Raw genomic sequence first — 22,617 nt, forward strand, 5'->3', positions numbered from 1 at the left:
GCGATCAGGTCAGGAGGGGTCGCCGTCGAGGGCCAGGGCGACGAGGTCGTCCACGTCCATGGCGTCGATCGAGGCTTCGATGGGGGCGGTGGTGACGGCCGCGGGGTCGGCGAGCCGCAGCAGGGGTTCGAGCAGCCCGGCCGCGCGCAGCCGGTCGATCCCGATCGCGGCGAGCACCGCGGTCAGGTCCGGCTCCGCCGGTTCGACGTGCAGCTCGGACTCCAGGTGCGTGGCGAGCGCGGTCGCGTCCGGGTAGCTGAACACCAGCGTCGCGGGCAGCCGCAGGCCGGTCGCGGCACCGATCCGGTTGCGCAGCTCGACCGCGGTGAGCGAGTCGAAACCCAGGTCCCGGAACGACTGCCGGGCCGGGACGGCGTCCGCGTCGGAGTGCCCGAGCACGGCGGCCACCTGGGTGCGGACGAACCCGACGAGCAGGTCGTGCCGGTCGGCTTCCGGCACCGCCGCCAGTCGCTGTGCCAGCTGGTCCGGCGCGGCCGCCCGTGCCGGAGTCCGGACGAGCCCTCGCAGCAACGCGGGCACCTCGCCCCGCGCCGTGAGGTCGAGCCGCATCGGGACGAGTGCGGCGCCACCGTCGGCACGGGACGCGTCGTACAGCGCCAGTCCGTCCGCAGTGGACAGTGCGGTGACCGCGCCCCGGCGTGCCGCGTCTCCCATGCCGTCGGCCCACAGGCCCCAGGCGAGGGACTGCGCGGGCCGACCGGCCGCCCGGCGGTGGGCGGCCAGCGCGTCGAGGAACGCGTTGGCGGCCGCGTAGTTCGCCTGACCCGGCGTGCCGAGCGTGCCGGCGGCCGAGGAGAACAGGACGAACTCGTCGAGGTCGCCCGCCAGTTCGTGCAGGTGCCAGGCCGCGTCGGCCTTGGCCCGCAGCACGGTCTCGACCTGCTGCGGTGTCAGAGTTTCCACGACACCGTCGGCGAGCACGCCCGCGGTGTGCACGACCGCCGTGACCGGGTGGGCGGCGAGCAGCCCCGCCACCGCGTCCCGGTCGGCGAGGTCGCACGCCACGAGCGTCACGTCCGCGCCGAGCTCACGCAGTTCCGCGGCGAGTTCGGACGCTCCCGGCGCCGTGGAACCGCGACGGCTGGCGAGCACGAGGTGCTGTGCTCCCCGTTCCGCCAGGTGCCGGGCGACGGCCGCGCCCAGCGCACCGGTCCCGCCGGTGACGAGCACGGTTCCGGGCGTCGCCGGCACCTCGCCCTCGCCGACGCGGACACGGGCCAGCCGCGGCACGAGCAGTCGCCCGGACCGGACGGCCGCCTGCGGCTCCTCGGTCAGCACGGGAACCGAGTCGTCGAGGTCGAGGAGCGCGAACCGGTCCGGGTGCTCGGCCTGAGCCGAGCGCAGCAGGCCCCACACGGCCGCGGCCGCCAGATCCGGCACGTCCTCGCCAGGCGAGGTCGCGACGGCGCCGCGGGTCACGACGACCAGCCGTGCCCCGGAGCCCGCGAGCCACTCCCGGACGGTGCCGAGCACCGACAAGACGGTCTCGCGCACGGCGTCCGGGACCGTGCCGGCGATCCGTGGCACGGGCAGGAAGACGACGTCCGGGGTCTCGCTGGAGATCTCGACGCCCGCCTGCTTCAGCACGGCGACCAGGTCGGTGTCGTCACCGAGCACCTCGCACCGGGTGAACGGTGCCGCGGTGACCGGCGCCCAGTCGACGCGGAAGAGCGCGTCCCGCACGCCGAGCACGTCGGCGGAGAAAGGCCTCAGCGTCAACGAGTCCACGACGCCGACCGGCGCTCCCGTTCCGTCGGCCAGTGCCAGCGCGACACCTTCCGGTGCCGGGGTGAGCCGGACCCGCAGGCTGGTGGCGCCGGTGGCCGAGAGGTGGACGCCGCTCCACGAGAACGGCAGCTGCGCCGTGCCGTCGCCCTTCAGCGCGGCCGTGTGCAGCGCCGCGTCGAACAACGCCGGGTGCAGCAGGAATCCCGGTGCGGCCTCGGGAAGAGCCACCTCCGCGAACAGCTCCTCGCCGCGCGACCAGGCGGCCCGCAGACCCTGGAACACCGGTCCGTAGCCCAGCCCCGCCTCGGCGAATCCCTGGTACACGTCGTCGATCGCCAGTGGTTCCGCACCCGCGGGTGGCCACTCGGTCAAGGCCACCAACGGTTTGGCGCCCTCGGCGACAGTGCCCACGGCGTGTCGGGTCCACGTGTCGTCATGGCGGGCGTGCACGCGCACCGGGCGTTCCCCGTTTTCGGCCGCACCGACCGTGACCTGGAGCTGAACGCCCTGGCCCGGCACCACGAGAGGAACTTCGAGGGTCAGTTCGGTGACGACACCGCAGCCGGTCTCGGCCGCGGTCCGCAGCACCAGTTCGAGCAGCGCGGTGCCCGGCAGCACGGTGGTGCCGCCGACGGTGTGGTCGGCGAGCCACGGATGCGTCCGCGGCGATAGCCTTGCTGTACCGAGGACTCCGTCCTCGCCTGCCAGCGGGACGACCGCCGCGAGCAACGGGTGACCGGTCGCGACCAGACCGGCCGAGGTGACGTCCCCGGACGGCTTGGCGGCGAGCCAGAACCGCTCCCGCTGGAAGGCGTAGGCCGGCAGGTCCACGTGGCCGCCGGGGCCGAAGCCCGCGGCCCAGTCGACCTGGCGTCCCCGCACGTGCAACCGGGCCAGCGCGGTGATCAGGGTCTCCGGCTCCGGACGGCCTGCCCGCAGCGCCGGAACGGCCTCACCGTCGACCATCGCGCTCAGCACACCGTCCGGCCCCAGTTCCAGGAAGTCCGTGACACCGTGGACTTCGCGCAGAGCCACCACTCCGTCGTGGAAGCGCACCGGCTCGCGCACCTGACGCACCCAGTGCTCGGCGGTGGCCGGGTCGCTTCCCTCCACTGTGGACACGATGGAGACGCCCGGCTCGGCGAAGGTCAGTCCCTCGACGACCGCGCGGAACTCCTCCAGCACCGGTTCCATCAACGCGGAGTGGAAGGCATGGCTCGTGTTGAGCCGTTTGGTCGTCGCCCAGCCCGCCGCGAACGCGGTGACGGCGTCCTCGTCACCGGACAGCACCACCGAGTCCGGCCCGTTGACCGCGGCCAGCGAAACACCGTCCGGCAACGGCAGAACGTCTTCGGCGGAGGCCTGGACGGCGATCATCACGCCACCCGAGGGCAGCGCCTGCATCAGCCTGCCGCGTGCCACGACCAGCGTCGCGGCGTCCTCCAGAGACAGGACCCCGGCGACGTGCGCGGCGGCGATCTCGCCGACCGAGTGCCCCAGCACGACCTCCGGCTCGACGCCCCACGACGCCAGCAGCCGGAACAGCGCGACCTGCAGTGCGAAGATCGCCTGCTGCGCGAACTCGGTCGTGTCCAGCTCCGGTCCGCCGCCGAAGACGACGTCACGCAGCCTCGGATCGAGGTGCGCGCAGACCGCGTCGAAGGCCTCGGCGTAGCCGGGGAAGCTCTCGTACAGCTCCCGGCCCATACCCGGCCGCTGCGAACCCTGGCCGGTGAAGAGGAACGCGACCCGCCCGTCCGGCACCACTGCTCCGGTCACGGCGCCGGACCCGCTGCCGATCGCAGCCAGTCCCGCCTGCACGTCACCGACGACGACCGCGCGATGGGCGTGCTGGGACCGGCCGATCAGTGCCTCGGCGACGGCCGCCGGCGTCTGCCCGGGATGAGCGGTCAGGTGTTCCCGCAACCGCGTCGCCTGCGCACGGAGCGCGGCCGGCGACTTGGCCGAGAGGACGAAGGGTGGGCAAGGATGTGCCGTCACCACGGCTTCCGGCTCCGGCACCGCTTCGAGGATGACGTGAGCGTTGGTGCCACTGATGCCGAACGACGACACGGCGGCACGACGAACTCGATCGGCAGGCCATGCGACGGGTTCGGTCAGCAACCGGACCTCTCCGGCACTCCAGTCGACGTGCGGAGTCGGCTCGTCGACGTGAAGCGACTGCGGCAACACACCGTGCCGCAACGCCTGCACCATCTTGATCACGCCCGCGACCCCCGCCGCGGCCTGCGTGTGCCCGAGGTTCGACTTGACCGAACCCAGCCACAGCGGCGTTTCCCGGTCCTGGCCGTAGGTGGCGAGAACCGCCTGGGCCTCGATCGGGTCACCGAGCCGGGTGCCGGTGCCGTGCGCCTCGACGACGTCCACATCGGACGGTCCGAGGCCGGCGGCGGCGAGCGCCTGCCGGATCACCCGTTGCTGAGAAGGCCCGTTCGGCGCGGTCAGGCCGTTCGAGGCACCGTCGGAGTTGACCGCGGATCCACGCACGGTGGCGAGCACGCGATGACCGTTGCGTCGCGCGTCGGACAGCCGTTCCAGGACCAGCACGCCCACGCCCTCGGACCAGCCGGTGCCGTCGGCGGCCGCCGCGAACGGCTTGCAACGGCCGTCCGGCGCCAGTCCGCGCTGACGGCTGAACTCGACGAACGTCGCCGGGGTCGCCATCACGGTGACACCGCCGGCGAGCGCGAGCGTGCACTCGCCCTGCCGCAACGCCTGTGCGGCGAGGTGCAGGGTCACCAACGACGACGAACACGCCGTGTCGACGGTGACCGCCGGGCCCTCCAGCCCGAACGAGTAGGCGACGCGTCCGGACAGGACACTGCCGGAGTTGCCGATGCCGACGAACCCCTCCACACCCTCCGGTACGTCGGTCAGCCGGGCACCGTAGTCGTGGTACATCTGACCGGCGAACACACCGGTGCGGCTACCGCGCATGGCACCAGGGTCGATCCCCGCACTTTCAAACGCCTCCCACGACGCTTCCAGCAGCAACCGCTGCTGGGGATCCATCGCAAGTGCCTCGCGCGGACTGATCCCGAAGAACGCCGCGTCGAACTCCGCCGCGTCGTGGAGGAACCCGCCCTCACGGGTGTAGGTGGTGCCGGACCGTTCGGGATCGGGGTCGTACTCGACGTCCCAGCCGCGGTCGGCGGGGAACTCGCCGATGGCGTCCCGCCCGTCGAGGACCAGCCGCCAGAGGTCGTCCGGCGAGGTGACGCCGCCGGGGTACCGGCAGCTCATCCCGACGATCGCGATGGGTTCGTCGACGACCTGGGTCACCGGCGCGGCCACGTCGGCGCGTTCGCCGGTGAGCTCGGCTTCGAGGTGGTCCGCCAGTGCGGCGGGCGTCGCGTGGTCGAACACGACGGTGACGGCGAGCCGGAGCCCGGTGGCGGCGTCGAGCCGGTTGCGCAGCTCGACCGCGGTCAGCGAGTCGAACCCCAGTTCCGAGAACGCCTGGTCCGGCTCGATCGCGGCGGCCGAGCCATGGCCGAGCACCGCCGCGGACTCGGCGCGCACGAGGTCGAGCAACGCCTTGCGGTCCTTGCCCGCACGCTTCGCCGCCGCCTTGCGGACGGGGACTCGCACGAGCCCGCGCAGGATCGCCGGAAGGCGCTCACCCTGCGCGCGCAGGACCGCGTGGTCCAGTTTCACCGGCCACAGCACGGGTTCGTCGTGCGCCAGGGCGGCGTCGAAGAGCGCCAGTCCGGTGGCGGTGTCGATCGGGCGCAGGCCGCTGCGTTCGATCCGGCGGAGTTCGGCGTCGGCGAGCCCGGCAGCCATGCCTCCGTCCAGCCACGGTCCCCAGGCCAGCGACCGCGCCGGCAACCCGTGCGCGACCCGGTGGGAGGCGAGGGCGTCGAGGTAGGCGTTCGCGGCCGCGTACCCGCCCTGGCCCGCGCTGCCGAAGGCGCCCGCGACCGAGGAGAACAGCACGAGCTCGACCCGACCTGCCGTCAGCTCGTGCAGATGCCTTGCGGCGTCGGCCTTCGGGCCGAGGACCGCGGCGAGCCGGGCGGGGTCCTGCGCGCTGAGCAGGCCGTCGTCGAGCACCCCTGCCGCGTGCACCACCGCGGTGAGCGGCCGGTCCTGCGGAACGGTTTCGAGCAACGCGGCGAGTTCTCCGCGATCGGCGACGTCGCACGCCTCGACCGTCACCAGGGATCCAGCCGCTTCCAGCTCCGCGACGAGAGCCTTCGCGCCGTCTGCCTCCAGGCCTCGGCGTGAGGTGAGCAGCAGGTGCCCGGCCCCCTGCCCGGCGAGGTGCCGGGCGACGGCCGCGCCGAGGGCACCGGTGCCGCCGGTGATCAGCACGGTCCCGTGCGGGTCGGCGATGGTCGTGGGCTCACCCTGTCCGGTGGCCTTGGCCAGCCGCGGCACCAGTACCTGGCCGTCGCGGACGGCCGCCTCCTGCTCGTCGGGCAACGCGCGGAGTTCGTCGTCCGGACCGAGGTCGGCCAGGCCGAACCGGCCGGGGTACTCCTGCGCGGCGGTGCGCAGCAGGCCTCGGGCGGCGGCAGCGGTGAGGTCGGTGACGTCCTCGCCGGGGCGGGTGGCCACGGCCCCGCGGGTCACCAGGACCAGGCGGGACTGGGCGAACCGCTCGTCCGCGACCCAGGTGTGCACGAGGTCGAGGGCGCGGGTGACGGCGTCGGCCAGGTCGCACGGTGCCCATTCGAGTGCGACGACGGAGGGCACCGGGTCGGTGAGGGCGGCAAGACCGGTCACGATCGCGGGGCGGACGGAGCCGGCGTCCGCGAGACCGGTCACGACCACCGGTCGGACGCCGGTGTCCGCCGCGCGCACCCACTCCAGCCGGTGCAACGCCTCCACCCTCGTCGTCACCTGGTTCGCCGACACCGGGCGCAACGCCAGCGAGCGCACGCTCGCCACTCCCCGTCCGGTCGCGTCGGCCAGGGTCAGACTGATCGCGTCCTGGCCGGCGGGGCGGATCCGCACCCGCAGCGCCGCCGCCCCCGTCGCGGCCAGCGACACACCCGTCCAGGAGAACGGCAGGAACGCTCCGCCGGCCACGAACTCACCGAGGCCGACACCGTGCAGTGCCGCGTCGAGCAGAGCCGGGTGCAGGCCGTACTCCCCGGCCTCCGCCACGCGGTCCGGCGGCAGCTCGACCTCCGCGAACACCGTGTCGTCGTACCGCCAGGCCGCCCGCACTCCCCGGAACGCCGGGCCGTAACCGAAGCCCTGCTCCGCAGCCCGTTCGTAGAGATCACCGACCGGTACCTCGACCGCTCCCGCGGGCGGCCATTCCGTCAGATCGTCGGCCTGACCGGCGGAAGCGCTCACCGCACCGGTGGCGTGCACCGTCCAGGAGTCCTCATCGGACTGTCGTGAGTGGATGGTCAGCGGCCGCCGCCCGTCGGCAGGCGCTCCGACGGTCACCCGCAGGGACACCTGGCCGCGCAGCACCAGTGGCGCGCCGAGGGTGAGCTCGTCGACGGCCGGGCACCCCAGTTCGGCCCCCGCGCACAACGCGAGGTCCGCGAACGCCGCACCGGGAAGCAGCGGCTCCCCCAGCACCTCGTGCTCGCCGAGCCACGGCGCGGTCCGCACCGACAGCGTGCCGGTGAACACCGTCCCGGCGTCCGGCAGGTCGACGGCGGCACTCAGCAACGGGTGGCCGGGCGCGGACTGACCGAGTGAGGCCACGTCGGCGACCGGAGCCGCGTCGAGCCAGTACCGGTCGCGTTCGAAGGCGTAGGACGGCAGGTCGACCGGCGCGGAGCCGGTGCCCGCGAACACCTCGGCCCAGTCCGGCTCGACGCCCCGCACGTGCAGCCGGGCGAGCGCCGCGAGCACCGACGAGGCCTCCGCGCGTCCGGCACGGAGCAGCGGGACGGCGTCGTCGACCATCGCGGCGAGAACGGCGTCGGGACCGATCTCGACGAACTCCGTGACGCCCTGCTCCCGCAACCGCGTGACGGCGTCGGCGAACCGGACGGGCTCACGGACCTGCCGCACCCAGTAGTCCGCCGACAGCTCAGCCGAAACGTCCACACTGGACATGAACGGCACGGTGGGTTCAGCGCACTCGAGGCCGTCGATCGAGGCGCCGAACTCGGCCAGCATCGGCTCCATCAGCGCCGAGTGGAAGGCATGACTCGTGTTGAGCCGCTTGGTCTTCGCGAACCGCGAAGCCACCGCGACAACCGCTTCCTCGACCCCGGAGAGCACGACCGAGGAAGGCCCGTTGACCGCGGCGAGCGACACTCCTTCTGGCAGCGGCAGCACGTCCTCCTCGGACGCCTGCACCGCGATCATCACGCCACCCTCGGGCAGCGCCTGCATCAACCGCCCACGCGCGACGACCAGCGCGGCCGCGTCCTCCAAGGTCAGGATCCCGGCGACGTGGGCAGCGGCGATCTCGCCGACGGAGTGCCCGGCGACGAACCCCGGCCGGACTCCCCACGACTCCAGCAACCGGAACAACGCCACTTCCAGCGCGAAGATCCCCTGCTGAGCGAATTCCGTGCGATCCAGCTCAGCAGAATCTAGGACCTCGCGAAGCCGCGGGTCCAGCAGCGCACACACCGCGTCGAACGCAGCGGCGTAGACCGGGAACGCCTCGTACAACTCGCGTCCCATGCCCGCGCGCTGCGAACCCTGGCCGGTGAACAGGAACGCGACCTTGCCGGCACCAGATCGTCCGATGTGGACATCCGGAGCGGCCGTCCCCGAAGCGACGGCCTCAAGCCCGCGCAGCAGTTCGGCACGGTCGGCGCCGACGACGGCCGCACGGTGGTCCAGCGTCGCGCGGCCACCGGCCAGCGCCTGGGCCACCACGGGCACCGGCAGGTCCGGGGCCGCGGCGAGCAGCCGTCGCGCCTGCTCGCGCAGAGCGTCCAGGGTCTTGGCCGAGAGCACCCACGGCACCACCGGCAGTTCGCGGGAGGCGGTGACGACAGGTGCGTCCGGCGCCTCCTCCAGCAGTACGTGAGCGTTGGTGCCGCTGATCCCGAACGACGACACCGCGGCGCGACGGACGCGCTCACCCGCGGGCCACGCGACGGGCTCGGTCAGCAATCGGACCTCGCCCGCGGTCCAGTCGACGTGCGGAGTCGGCTCATCGACGTGCAACGTCCTGGGCAGCAGCCCGTGCCGCAACGCCTGCACCATCTTGATCACGCCCGCGACACCCGCGGCGGCCTGCGTGTGACCGAGGTTCGACTTGATCGACCCCAGCCACAACGGGCCCTCCGAGCGTTCCTGGCCGTAGGTCGCCAGCAGTGCCTGAGCCTCGATCGGATCGCCGAGCCGCGTGCCGGTGCCGTGCGCCTCGACCGCGTCCACATCGGACGGAGTCAGGCCCGCGGTCGCCAGCGCGGCCCGGATGACGCGTTGCTGGGACGGCCCGTTCGGCGCTGTCAGACCGTTGGACGCGCCGTCCGAGTTGACCGCCGATCCACGCACGACGGCGAGCACGCGGTGCCCGTTGCGCCGGGCGTCGGATAGCCGTTCCAGCACGAGGACTCCGACGCCCTCACCCCAGCCGGTGCCGTCGGCTGCTGCGGCAAAGGACTTGCAGCGTCCGTCCGCCGCGAGCCCGCGCTGGCGCGAGAACTCGAGGAACGTCGCCGGCGTGGCCATCACCGTCACACCACCGGCGAGCGCCAGCGAGCACTCGCCCGAACGCAGCGCCTGAGCGGCGAGGTGCAGTGCCACCAACGACGACGAGCACGCCGTGTCGACGGTGACCGCCGGGCCTTCCAGCCCGAACGAGTAGGCGATCCGTCCGGAAAGGACGCTGCCGGAGTTGCCGATTCCGAGGAAACCCTCGAGATCCGCCGGCGCGGTCGTGATCCGGGCACCGTAGTCGTGGTACATCAGGCCCGCGAAGACACCGGTGCGGCTGCCCCTCACCGAGTCGGGAGCGATGCCCGCGTTCTCGAACGCCTCCCACGACGACTCGAGCAGCAACCGCTGCTGCGGGTCCATCGCGACGGCCTCACGGGGACTGATCCCGAAGAACGCCGCGTCGAACTCCGCCGCGTCGTAGAGGAACCCGCCCTCGCGGGTGTACGTGGTACCGGTTCGCCCGGGGTCCTGGTCGTACTCGACGTCCCAGCCGCGGTCGTCCGGGAACTCCCCGACGCCGTCCCTGCCTTCCGCCACCAGCCGCCACAGGTCGTCCGGCGACGTGACGCCACCGGGATACCGGCAGCTCATCCCGACGATCGCGATGGGCTCGTCGGCCGCGACGACCGCGGCCGGCACCGCCGCGACCGAGGTACCCAGCAGTTCGGCGCCGAGGTGCGCCGCGAGCGCGGCCGCACCGGGGTGGTCGAACACGAGCGTCGACGACAGCCGCAGCCCGGTCGCCTCCGCGAGCCGGTTGCGCAGGTCGACCGCGGTGAGCGAGTCGAACCCGATGTCGCTGAACGCCTTGCTCACGTCGATCCTGGCGCCGGGTTCGTGGCCCAGCACGGCCGCGGCCTCGGTCCGGACCAGCTCCAGCAGCAACGCCTCGCGCTCGGCGGCGGAGACGGAGGCCAGCCGCTCACCGAACGCCGAGCCGGGCACCGCGCGCCGGGCCGACGGCCGCACCAGGCCGCGCAGCAGCGCCGGCACCTGACCCGCGCGGAACGCGGCCAGGTCCAGCTTCACCGGCAGCGTGACGGCCCGGCCGGCCGCCAGTGCGGCATCGAACAGCGCCAGTCCATCCTTTGTGGACAGCGGAACCAGGCCGCCCGCTGACGCGTCGGCGGCCATGCCGGTCTCCCAGGCACCCCAGGCCAGCGAGGTGCCGGGCAGTCCGGCGGCCCTGCGGTGCGCCACCAGTGCGTCGAGATAGGCGTTGGCGGCGGCGTAGTTCGCCTGCCCGGCCGCACCGAAAACACCCGCGACCGACGAGAACACGACGAACGCCGACAGACCAGCGTCGAGAGTCAGTTCGTGCAACAACCAGGCCGCGTCCGCCTTGGGACGCAGCACAACCGCGAGCCGCTCCGGCGTCAGCGAGTCCAGCACACCGTCGTCGAGCACACCGGCCGCGTGCACCACGGCGTCGAGACCGGGCAACGAGCCGAGCAGCGCGGTGACCGCGTCCCGGTCGGTGACGTCGCAGGCCACGACCTCGACGCCGAGCTCGGTCAGCACGGCCGCGCCGGGTGCGTCCTGCCCCCGGCGGGTGGCGACGACGACACGTCGGGTGCCGCGGTCGAGCAGGTGCCGGGCGAGCGCCGACCCGAGCGCGCCGGTGCCTCCGGTGATCAGGACCGTGTCCCAGTCCAGCGGGTCTCCGGCGGGCGCGGCGGCCCTGACCAGTCGCGGCACGAACACGCGGCCGTCGCGGACGGCGAACTGCGGCTCCCCGGCGGGGAACCTCGTCACGTCGGCCGAGTCGGTGTCCACCAGCACGAACCGGTCGGGGTGCTCGGCCTGCGCCGCCAGTACCAGTCCGCGCACGGCCGCACCGGCGAGATCGGTGACGGCCTCGTCCTCCACGGCGACCGCACCTCGCGTGACGACTACCAGGCGTTCGTCGGGCGCGTGCTCGGCGGCGAGCCAGTTCTGCAACTCGCTCAACACCTGAGTGGTCGCGGCGAGCGTGGCCGCGGGATCGACGCCGCCGCCGACCGTCAGGAACGTCGGCCGAATGTTCTCGGACGTCCCGCCAGGCGGCAGTTGCGGCCAGTCCACCGCGAACAGCGACTGCCGGGGCACGGCGACCGGCCGCATCGTCAGCCCCTCGACGGTGGCGACCGGCTGCCCGGTCTCGTCGGTGGCCACGAGCGCGACGGTGTCCGATCCGGTGGCGGACAACCGGACCCGCAGCGCCGAACGACCACGCGCGGGCACCGTGACGCCGGTCCAGGAGAACGGCACCCTGCCCGCACCGGTGTCCGGCAGCACGCCGAACGCCAGCCCGTGCAACGCGCTGTCCAGCAACGCGGGGTGCAGCGCGAACCGCCCGGCGGCCTGTGCCGAGTCGGGCAGTGCGACCTCGGCGAAGACGTCGTCGCCACGCCGCCAGGCAGCGCGCAGGCCCTGGAAAGCCGGCCCGTAGTCGAAACCGCGGTCGGCGAACCGGGCGTAGAGGTCGTCGACGTCCAGTGCCTCGGCTCCCGCGGGCGGCCACTCGGCGGGGCCCGTGACGGACTTTCCTGCCGTGGACAGGGTGCCGGTGGCGTGCCGGGTCCACGGCTCGTCGAACGCCGAACCCGCCGGGCGCGCGTGGATGCGCAGACCTCGGACACCGTCCGGGCCGGGAGCACCGACGGCGATCTGGACCTCGGCTCCGCTGTCGGTCAGGGTCAGCGGCGCCTCGATGGTGAGCTCGTCGATCCGGTCGCAGCCGGCCTGTTCGGCGGCGCGCAGGGCCAGTTCGACGAAAGCGGTGCCGGGCACCAACGTCGTGCCGAGCACGACGTGGTCGGCGAGCCACGGGTGCGATCGCGGCGACAGGACACCCGTGCAGAGGAACCCGTCACCGTCGGCGAGCGCCAGAGCAGCACCCAGCAGCGAGTGGTCGAGGCGGGTGAGTCCGGCGGCGCTGACGTCACCGGTCACGGCGGGTGCGGCCAGCCAGAACCGCTCGTGCTCGAACGGGTAGTGCGGCAACGAAAGCCGCCGGGCGCCGCCGAAGAACCTCGGCCAGTCGACGGCCGTGCCGCGGACGTGCAGGGTGCTCAGCCCGCGGATCACCGTCTCCGGCTCCGGCTTGTCCTTGCGCAGCAGCGGAACCACGTCGTCGGCGAGCGGGGTGAGCACCGCGGCCGGACCGATCTCGGCGAACACCGTGACGCCCTGGGCGCGCAGGCGTTCGACGCCGTCGTGGAACCGGACCGGCTGCCGCACCTGGCGGACCCAGTAGTCCGCGTCCCACGCGGCCGACTCCTCCACTGTGGACACGACGGGAATCGCCGGCGCGGAGAAGGTGAGCCGAGCGAGGGCGGTGCGGAACTCGGCGAGCATCGGTTCCATCAGCGCCGAGTGGAAGGCGTGGCTCGTGTTGAGCCGCTTGCTCTTCGCGAACCGGGACGCGACAGCGACGACCGCGTCCTCAGCTCCGGACAGCACGACCGAGGACGGCCCGTTCACCGCGGCCAGCGAGACCCCGTCCGGCAGCGGCAGAACCTCGTCCTCACCCGCCTGCACGGCGATCATCGCGCCGCCCTCGGGCAACGCCTGCATCAACCGCCCACGCGCCAGCACCAGCGCGGCCGCGTCCTCCAACGACAGAATCCCCGCGACGTGCGCCGCCGCGATCTCTCCCACCGAGTGCCCGAGCACGAAGTCCGGCCGGACACCCCACGACTCCAGCAGCCGGAACAACGCGACCTCGACCGCGAAGATCCCCTGCTGCGCGAACTCCGTGCGATCCAGCTCCGCACCGTCCAGAACCTCGCGCAGCCGCGGGTCCAGCAGGGCGCACACCGCGTCGAACGCAGACGCGTAGACCGGGAAGGCCTCATACAGCTCACGCCCCATGCCGGTGCGCTGTGATCCCTGGCCCGAGAACAGGAACGCGGTCTTCCCACCGGGCTGTCCCTGGACGACGTCGAACTCCCGCAGCGCGGTGAGCAACGCGTCCCGGTCCGAAGCGATCACGACGGCGCGGTGCTCCAGACCGCCCCGGGTCGCCGTGGCGGCCGCCAGTTCGGGCAGCGCGAAATCCACAGTGGACAGCAGGTGCGCCTGCTCGCGCAGTGCGGTCGCCGTGCGAGCGGACAGAAGCACCGGCGTGACCGGCAGCGCGGGCACCTCCACGGCATCGACGACCGGCGCCTGCTCCAGGATCACGTGCGCGTTGGTGCCGCTCATCCCGAACGACGACACGCCCGCACGGCGCGGCCTTCCGGTCTCCGGCCACGGTGTCGCGTCGGTGAGCAGCCGGACGTTGCCCGCCGCCCAGTCGACGTGCGGCGTCGGCTCGTCCAGGTGCAGCGTCTTCGGCAGCACGCCGTGCCGCATGGCCTGGATCATCTTGATCACGCCACCGACCCCGGCGGCGGACTGGGCGTGCCCGATGTTCGACTTCAGCGAGCCGAGCCACAGCGGTTCGGGCCGATCGCCGCCGTACGTCGCGAGCACGGCCTGCGCCTCGATCGGGTCGCCGAGCCTGGTGCCCGTGCCGTGCGCCTCGACCGCGTCCACATCGGACGGAGAGAGCCGGGCGCCGGCCAGCGCGTCCCGGATCACGCGTTGCTGCGACGGCCCGTTCGGCGCGGTCAGCCCGCTGCTCGCGCCGTCCTGGTTGACCGCGGAACCCCGCACCACGGCGAGGATCTCGTGGCCGTTGCGCCGGGCGTCGGACAGCTTCTCCAGCAGGACGAGCCCGACACCCTCCGCCCAGCCGGTGCCGTCCGCCGCAGCGGCGAAGGACTTGCAGCGCCCGTCCGCCGCGAGTCCGCGCTGACGCGAGAACTCGACGAACAACGTCGGTGACGCGAGAACCATGACACCGCCGGCGAGCGCGAGCGAACACTCCCCCGCACGCAACGCCTGCGCGGCGAGGTGCAGCGCCACCAGCGACGACGAGCACGCCGTGTCCACCGTGACCGCGGGCCCCTCCAGCCCGAACTGGTACGCCAGTCGTCCGGAGATCACGCTGCCCGCGTTGCCGGTCAGAATGTGGCCCTCAAGGCCTTCCGGCGCCTCCGGGAAGCCGCTGGCGTAGCCCGACGAGGACGCGCCGACGAACACGCCGGTCCGTCCGCCGCGCAGGCTCGCCGGGTCGATGCCGGCGTCCTCGAACAGCGCCCACGACGACTCCAGCAGCAACCGTTGCTGCGGATCCATCGCCAGCGCGGCTCGCGGCGAGATGCCGAAGAACTCGGCGTCGAACCCGGCGACGTCGTCGAGGAACCCGCCCGCCGCCGTGTGGCTCGCGCCGCGCTGGTCGGGGTCCTGGCCGGTCAGGGCGGCGATGTCCCAGCCGCGGTCGTCCGGGAACGGCGTGATGGCGTCGCGGCCCTCGCGCACCAGTTCCCACAGGTCGTCCGGCGACGCCACGCCGCCGGGGTAGCGGCAGCTCATGCCGACGACGGCGATCGGCTCCGGTTCGCCGGACTCGATCTCCTGCAGGCGCGTGCGCGTCCTCTGCAGGTCGGCGGTCACCCGGCGCAGGTACTCGACCAGCCGTTCCTCGTTGGACACCGTCAGTTCCCCAATGTGTTGTCGATGAAGTCGAAGAGGTCGTCCGCGGACGCCGTGGCCAGGCTGTCCGCGACGGCGGCGCCCGCGGTGCCGGACCACTTGGCCAGCAACGTCTGGAGCCGCCCGTGCAGCGCAGCCCTACCGGCGTCGTCGAGCTCGGCGGCCAGCAGCCGGGTCTCCAGGCCGTCCACTTCGGACAGAAGCCGGTCGGCGTCCGGCGCGGTGCCGGACAGTTCGGCGCGCAGGTGCGCCGCGAGGACCGCGGGCGACGCGTGGTCGAACACCAGCGTCGACGGCAGCCGCAACCCGGTCGCCGCGGCGAGCCGGTTGCGCAGTTCGACGGCGGTCAGCGAGTCGAAGCCGACCTCCAGGAACCCGCGGCTCGTCTCGACACCAGTGGCGTCGGCGTGCCCGAGCACCGCGGCCATCGCCTCGCGGACCAGCTCCAGCACGATCGCGTCCTGCTCGGGCGTGGTGCGCCCGGCCAGCCGCCGAGTCAGCTCGGCCGCGTCGGACGGCGCGACCGCCCGACGCGGCTTCGCCCGGACCAGACCGCCCAGCAACGCGGGCACGTCGTCACCGCGCAGCGCCGCGGGGTCGAGGCGCATCGGGACGAGCAGGCTCGCCGCCTCCGCCACGGCCACGTCGAACAGCGCCACACCGTCCTCAGCGGACAGTGGCAGCAACCCGGACCGGCTCATGCGACGGCGGTCCGTCTCACTGAGCCCACCGGCCATGCCCGTCTCCCACGCACCCCAGGCGAGCGAGACGGCGGGAAGCCCCGCCGCCCGGCGGTGGTGAGCCAGGCCGTCGAGGTAGGCGTTGGCAGCCGCGTAGCCGCCTTGTCCTGGAGTGCCGGAAAGTCCGGAGACCGAGGAGAACAACACGAACGCGGCCAGATCGGCGTCGCGGGTCAGCTCGTGCAGGTGGCGGGCACCGTCCGCCTTCGGCCGCAGCACGGCCGCGAGGTCGTCGCCGGTGAGCCGGTCGACAGTGGCGTCCGCCAGCACACCCGCCGCGTGCACGACGGCGGTGAGCGGGCGACGCAGCCCGGCCAGCAGTTCGGCCACCGCGGCCCGGTCGCCGACGTCGCAGGCCGCGATCGTCACTCCCAGCGCGGCCAGCTCGGCCGCACCCGGAGCGTCCAGTCCACGGCGCCCGGTGAGCACAACATGTTCGGCACCACCGGCGACGAGGTGCCGGGCGAGCGCGGCGCCGAGCGCCCCGGTACCGCCGGTGATCAGCACGGTGCCTTCGGGGTCGATCCCGTGCGGGACGGTGAGCGCGAGCTTCCCGACGTGCCTGGCCTGACTCAGGTACCGCAACGCGCCCGGCGTCTGCCGCACGTCCCACGCGGTGACCGGCAGCGGCCGCAGGTGTCCCGCAGCGAACAGCCCCAGCACCTCCGCGAGCATTCGCCCGAGCCGCTCGGCCCCGGCCTCGGCGAGGTCGAACGCCCGGTAGTCGACGCCGGGCACCGAACGGACGTCGGTCTTGCCCATCTCGAGGAACCGGCCGCCGTCCGCCAGCAGCGACAGCGACGCGTCCACGAACTCGCCCGCGAGCGAGTTCAGCACGACGTCCATCCGTCCGAAACTCTCAGCGAACGCGAGGGTGCGCGACGACGCCACGTGCTCGACGCCGAGACCGCGCACCACGGCGTGCTTGCCGGGACTCGCGGTCGCGTGCACCTCGGCACCGAGGTGCTGCGCGAGCTGGACAGCGGCCATGCCGACGCCACCCGCGGCCGCGTGCACCAGCACGGACTCGCCGGGCTTCAGCTCGGCGAGCTCGACGAGGCCGTAGTAGGCGGTCAGGAACGCGACCGGCGTGGTCGCCGCCTGCGCGAACGTCCAGCCGTCCGGAACCGGTGCCACCAAACGGTGATCGGTGACGGCGTGGGTGCCGAACGTGCCGGGGAACAGCCCGAAGACCTTGTCCCCCAACGTCAACCCGGTGACGCCAGAGCCGACCTCGACCACCACGCCCGCCGCCTCCTGCCCCAGCGGAACGGGCCCGCCGGGGTACTGCCCGAGAGCGTTGAGAACGTCGCGGAAGTTCACGCCGGCGGCACGGACCGCGATCCGCACCTCGCCCGCGGCAAGCGGTTGCGCCGACTCCGGCACCGCCGTGACACCGTCCACCGTGCCGGGCGTGGTGACCGCGAGCCGCCAGCCGCCTGCCGGAAGCTCCAGGCCCTTCGCCGTCCCCCGGACGACGCGGGGAACCAGAATCCGGCCCGCCCGCACCGCCAGTTCGGGCTCTCCGGCCGGAAGTGCGGGAACGGTGTCCCCGTCGAGGTCGACCAGCCGGAACCGGCCGGGGTGCTCGGCGCGAGCGGAGCGAACGAGTCCCCAGGCCGCGGCCGCACCGAGATCGGGAACGGCGTCACCGTCGACCGCGGCGACCGCTCCCCGCGTGAGGAACACCAGTTCGGCGTCACCATCGCCGGCGAGCCAGGCCTGGATCTCGGCCAGCACCGTCGCGGTCGTGGTGTGGACGTCGGCCGGAGCGATCAGGACGGTCTTGGCGTCGGCAGCGGGCTCTCCTTGAGCCTCAACCCAGTCGACTCGGAACAGGGCGTCCCGGACCTGCCCGAACTGGTCTGCCGCAACCGGTCGCAGCACGAGAGACGCCACGGACAGCACCGGCCTGCCCGACCCGTCGGCCACCGTCAGAGCCACGGTGTCCGGCGCGATCGGCGTGAGACGGACCCGCAGGCCGGCGGCACCTTCGCTGTGCCGCACCACCCCGGACCAGGTGAACGGCAACCGCCCCTGGCCGTCGTCGGGCAGCAGGTCGCCGAGACCCAGGCCGTGCAGGGCGGCGTCGAGCAACGCGGGGTGCAGGCCGAACCGCGCCGCGGTGTCGCGGTCGGCGGCGGGCAACGCCACCTCGGCGAACACCTCGCCGTCCCGCAGCCACGCCGCGCCCAGTCCCTGGAACGTCCGCCCGTACGTGAAACCCCGGTCCTCGAAACCGGTGTACAGGTCGGTGACGTCCACTTCGGACGCTCCGGCGGGCGGCCACTCACCGAGATCCTCGGCGGGCACCGGCTCATCGGTCAGCACACCGGTCGCGTGCCGCGTCCAGGGCTCGGTCTCGGCGCCGCGCGAGTGCACGGTGACCTCGTACCGGCCGTCGACCGGCACGACCGCCACCTGGATCCGGACCGTGCCGGTCGGTGGCAGCACGAGCGGTGCGGCGATCGTCAGTTCCTCCAGCACCGCACACCCCACCTCGGCACCCGCACGCAGAGCCAGCTCCACGAACGCCGTGCCGGGCAGGATGACCGTGCCGTGCACGGCGTGCCCGGAGAGCCACGGCGAGGTCCGGGTCGAGAGCGCGCCGGTCAGCACCCGGCCGCCGGACTCCGGCAGCTCCACGGCCACACCGAGCAACGGGTGGCCCAGCGCGTTGACGTCCCCCGCCGCGGCGCCGTCCAGCCAGAACCTCTCGTGCTGGAACGCGTAGGTCGGCAGGTCCGCACGAACCGGACCAGGTCCGAACACCCGCGCCCACGAAGCGGTGTCAGCGAAGCGCGCGAGCGCGGTCAGCACACCGAGGCAGTCGGAGCGCCCGGCCACCAGCGTGGGCACGGCCTCCTCGACCATCGGGGTGAGCACCGCGTCGGGACCGAGCTCGACGAACTCGGTGACCCCCGCGGCACGCAGCCGCGCGACGGCGTCGGCGAACCGGACGGGCTCGCGCACCTGCCGCACCCAGTACTCCGGCGAGACTTCCGGTTCTTCCTCCACAGTGGACACGAACGGGATGGCGGGTCCGGCGTGGGGAAGTCCTTCGACAACGGCGTGGAACTCGGCGAGCATCGGCTCCATCAGCGCCGAGTGGAACGCGTGGCTCGTGTTGAGCCGCTTGGTCTTGGCGAACTTCGACGCCACCGCGGTGACCGCGTCCGCCTCTCCGGACAACACGACAGAGGTGGCCCCGTTCACCGCGGCCAGCGAAACCCCGTCCGGCAGCGGCAGAACCTCGTCCTCGCCCGCCTGCACGGCGATCATCACGCCACCAGGCGGAAGAGCCTGCATCAGGCGGCCGCGCGCGGTCACCAGCTTCGCCGCGTCCTCCAGCGTCAGGATCCCGGCGACGTGCGCCGCCGCGATCTCCCCGACCGAATGTCCCGCGACGAAGTCCGGTCGCACACCCCACGACTCCAGCAACCGGAACAACGCGACCTCGAGCGCGAAGATCCCCTGCTGCGCGAACTCCGTCTGATCCAGCTCTGGCGAACCGAGAACCTCCGCGAGCCGCGGATCCAGCAGCGCACACGCCGCGTCGAACGCCGACGCGTAAGCCGGAAACGACTGGTAGAGCTCGCGCCCCATCCCCAGCCGCTGAGAACCCTGGCCGGAGAACAGGAACGCGGTCTTCCCACCGGCCGAACCACGGACGACCTCGGCGACCGACCGGCTCTCGGCGAGCCCGGTGAGCCCGCGGCGGAAGCCGTCGAGGTCGGCGGCGAGCACCACGGCCCGGTGGTCGTGCGATGCCCTGGCCGTGGCGAGAGTCCTAGCGGTCGCGACCAGATCGGGTTCGGTTTCGAGGAACGCCAGCAGCCGCGAAGCCTGCGCGCGCAATCCGGCCTCGGACCTCGCCGAGACCAGCCACGGCACGACGCCGCCGGAGTACGTCTCCGCAGGCACGGGCTCAGCAGCGGGTGCCTCTTCCAGAACGACGTGGGAGTTCGTGCCGCTGATCCCGAACGACGACACCCCGGCCCTGCGCACACGACCGCCGACCGGCCACGGCACGGACTCGGTCAGCAACGAGACCGCCCCGGCCGACCAGTCCACCTGGGACGAAGGAACGTCCGCGCGCAAAGTCCTCGGCAGCACCTCGTGCCGCAACGCCTGCACCATCTTGATCACACCGGCGACACCCGCGGCCGCCTGCGTGTGCCCGAGGTTCGACTTCACCGAACCGAGCCACACCGGCGCGTCCCGGTCCTGCCCGTAGGTGGCCAGCAGCGCCTGCGCCTCGATCGGGTCGCCGAGCCGGGTGCCGGTGCCGTGCGCCTCGACAGCGTCCACATCGGACGGTCGCAGGCCGGCGGCGTCGAGAGCCTGCCGGATCACCCGTTGCTGCGACGGGCCGTTGGGCGCCGTCAAGCCGTTGGAAGCACCGTCCTGGTTGACCGCCGAACCGCGCAGCACCGCGAGCACGGGGTGTCCGAGACGGCGAGCGTCCGACAACCGCTCCACCAGCAGCAATCCGGCACCCTCGCCCCAGGCCGTGCCGTCGGCGGCGTCCCCGAACGGCTTGCACCGGCCGTCCGCGGCCAGACCGCGCTGACGTGAGAACTCGACGAACCCGATCGGCGTGGACATCACGGTCACGCCGCCCGCGATCGCGAGCGTGCACTCCCCCGCACGCAACGCCTGCGCGGCGAGGTGCAGCGCCACCAACGACGACGAACACGCCGTGTCCACCGTGACGGCAGGGCCTTCCAGACCGAACGCGTACGCGACGCGACCGGAGAACACGCTCGCCGAACTGCCCGTGCCCAGATAGCCCTCGACCTGCTCGCGGGCGTTCATCAGCAAAGTGCTGTAGTCCTGGCCGTTCGTTCCGACGAACACGCCGACCCGGCTGCCGCGCAACGCCACCGGGTCGAGCCCGGCACGTTCGAACACCTCCCACGACGTCTCCAGCAGCAACCGCTGCTGCGGGTCCATCGCCAGCGCCTCCCGCGGGCTGATCCCGAAGAACGCCGCGTCGAACCCGGTCACGTCGTCCACAAAGGACCCGTGCCGGACGTAGGAACGGCCAGGCGTCTCAGGATCCGGGTCGTACACGGCCTCGACGTCCCAGCCGCGGTCGTCGGGGAACTCGGTGGCCGTGTCCCCACCGGCGGCCAGCAGCTCCCACAGGTCCTCCGGCGAGTCGACCCCGCCCGGGAACCGGCAGCTCATCGCGACGATCGCGATCGGTTCGTCGGCGGCCGCCCGCTCGGAGACCTCGGCAGCCGCGGTGACCACGCCGGTGAGCCGCTCCGCGAGGTGACGGACCAGCGCGCCAGGACTGGGGTGGTCGAAGACCAGGGTCGCGGGCAGCTTCAGGCCGACCGAGGCACCCAGCCGGTTCCGCAGCTCGACCGCCGTCAGCGAGTCGAAACCCAGATCGCGCAGGGCTCGCGCGGGATCGATGCGGCCGGGCTCGGAGAACCCGAGCACCGCGGCGATCTGCGTGCGCACGATCTCGAGCAACCGCCGGTCGCGTTCCTCCGGTGCCAGGTCGGCGAGGCCGGGTTCGGCATCGGTGCGGACGAGCCGCATCTCGGGAAGGTCGGCGAGCAGCGGACTCGGCGCCACGGCAGCGGTCCAGTCGACGTCGGCGACGACGACAGCCGTGTCGTCGAGGTCGAGGACCCGCTGAAGGCCGTCCAGGGCCAGCTCCGGCGCCATCGGCGGCACGCCGCGTTGCAGCAGCCGGGTCTCCAGGCCACCGTCGGCCATGCCGCCGCCGGCCCAGTGTCCCCAGCCGATCGACGTCGCGGGCAGGCCCAGGCCGCGGCGGTACCGGGCGAAGGCGTCCAGGAAGGCGTTGCCCGGCGCGTAGTTCCCCTGCCCGGCCCCGCCGTACGTGCCGGCGAGCGACGAGAACAGCACGAACGCGTCGAGGTCGAGGTCACGGGTCAGCTCGTGCAGGGTGATCGCCGCCTCGGCCTTCACCCGCAGCACCCGGCCCACCTGGTCGAGGCTCAGTTCGTCGAGCACGGCGTCGTCGAGCACGGCGGCGGTGTGGATCACCGAGCGCAGCGGGACGTCCTGCGGCAGGGCGTCGATCAGCTCGCCGAGCGCGTCGCGGTCGGCGGCGTCGCACGCGGCCACGGTGACCCGCGATCCGAGTGCGGTGAGCTCGGCGGCCAGGTCGGCGGCGCCGGGAGCGTCCGGTCCGCTGCGGCTGACGAGCAGCAGGTGCGAAGCGCCCAGGCCGGCCATCCGGCGCGCGACGTGGGCGCCGAGCGCACCCGTGCCACCGGTGATCAGAACCGTGCCCGCCGGACGCCAGTCGCGGCGGGCAGGCGCTCCGGCAGACCGGACGAGCCGCCGTGCGAACACGCCTTCCCGTCGCACGGCCAGTTCGTCCTCCGCGCCGTTCAGGGCACCCAGGAACAGGTCGACGGCGGTGTCGTCCGCGTCGGCGGGCAGGTCGACGACCCCGCCCCAGCGAGCGGGGTGCTCCTGGCGCACCACCTGACCGAGGCCCCAGACGAGGGCTTGCTCCGGGTCGGTGACCCGGTCTGCGGCCGAGGTGGAGACCGCGCCGCGCGTGATCGTCCACAAAGGAACTTCGTGCTCCGCAAGCGCTTGCACGGCGGCCAGAGTCGCCGCGAACCCCGCCGGAACCGACGGATGTTCCGGCACGCGACCGGCGGGAGCGACGGCCACCACACCGCGAACGTCCGTGAGGTCGCCCAGTTCGGAGCGGACCACTTCGGCGCCGTGGCGGGTGAGCCTCCGCGCGACGCGGCCGGCGAGATCATCTGCGCCGAGCACGACCCAGGTGCCGGTGACGGCCGGGGTTCCGGCGGCCACGAGCCGCCAGGTCGTCTCGTGCCGCAGGTCGTCGACGGCCGTGCGGCGCCGCGGTGTGCCGGGCTCCGACCAGTAGCGCTCGCGCTGGAACGGATAGGTCGGCAGGGTGACGCGGCGGGTGCCGGTGCCCGCGAAGACGCCCGCCCAGTCGACCTCCGCACCGCGG

General features: G+C 73.2%; 2 protein-coding genes. Both read right to left on the bottom strand.

Annotation, left to right across the window (positions count from 1 at the left end; translation table 11 throughout):
- Positions 1–9: 9 nt before the first annotated feature.
- Complete coding sequence (locus ACH413_RS11710) at positions 10–14,892, bottom strand: type I polyketide synthase (protein ID WP_360031064.1); 14,883 nt, start codon at positions 14,890–14,892, stop codon at positions 10–12.
- A gap of 2 nt (positions 14,893–14,894) precedes the next feature.
- Positions 14,895–22,229: an SDR family NAD(P)-dependent oxidoreductase gene (locus ACH413_RS11715; protein WP_396424969.1), complete on the bottom strand. Its 7,335-nt coding sequence runs from the start codon at positions 22,227–22,229 to the stop codon at positions 14,895–14,897.
- Positions 22,230–22,617: the final 388 nt, after the last annotated feature.

This window comes from Lentzea sp. NPDC020367 (assembly GCF_044387305.1).
Classification (GTDB): domain Bacteria; phylum Actinomycetota; class Actinomycetes; order Mycobacteriales; family Pseudonocardiaceae; genus Lentzea.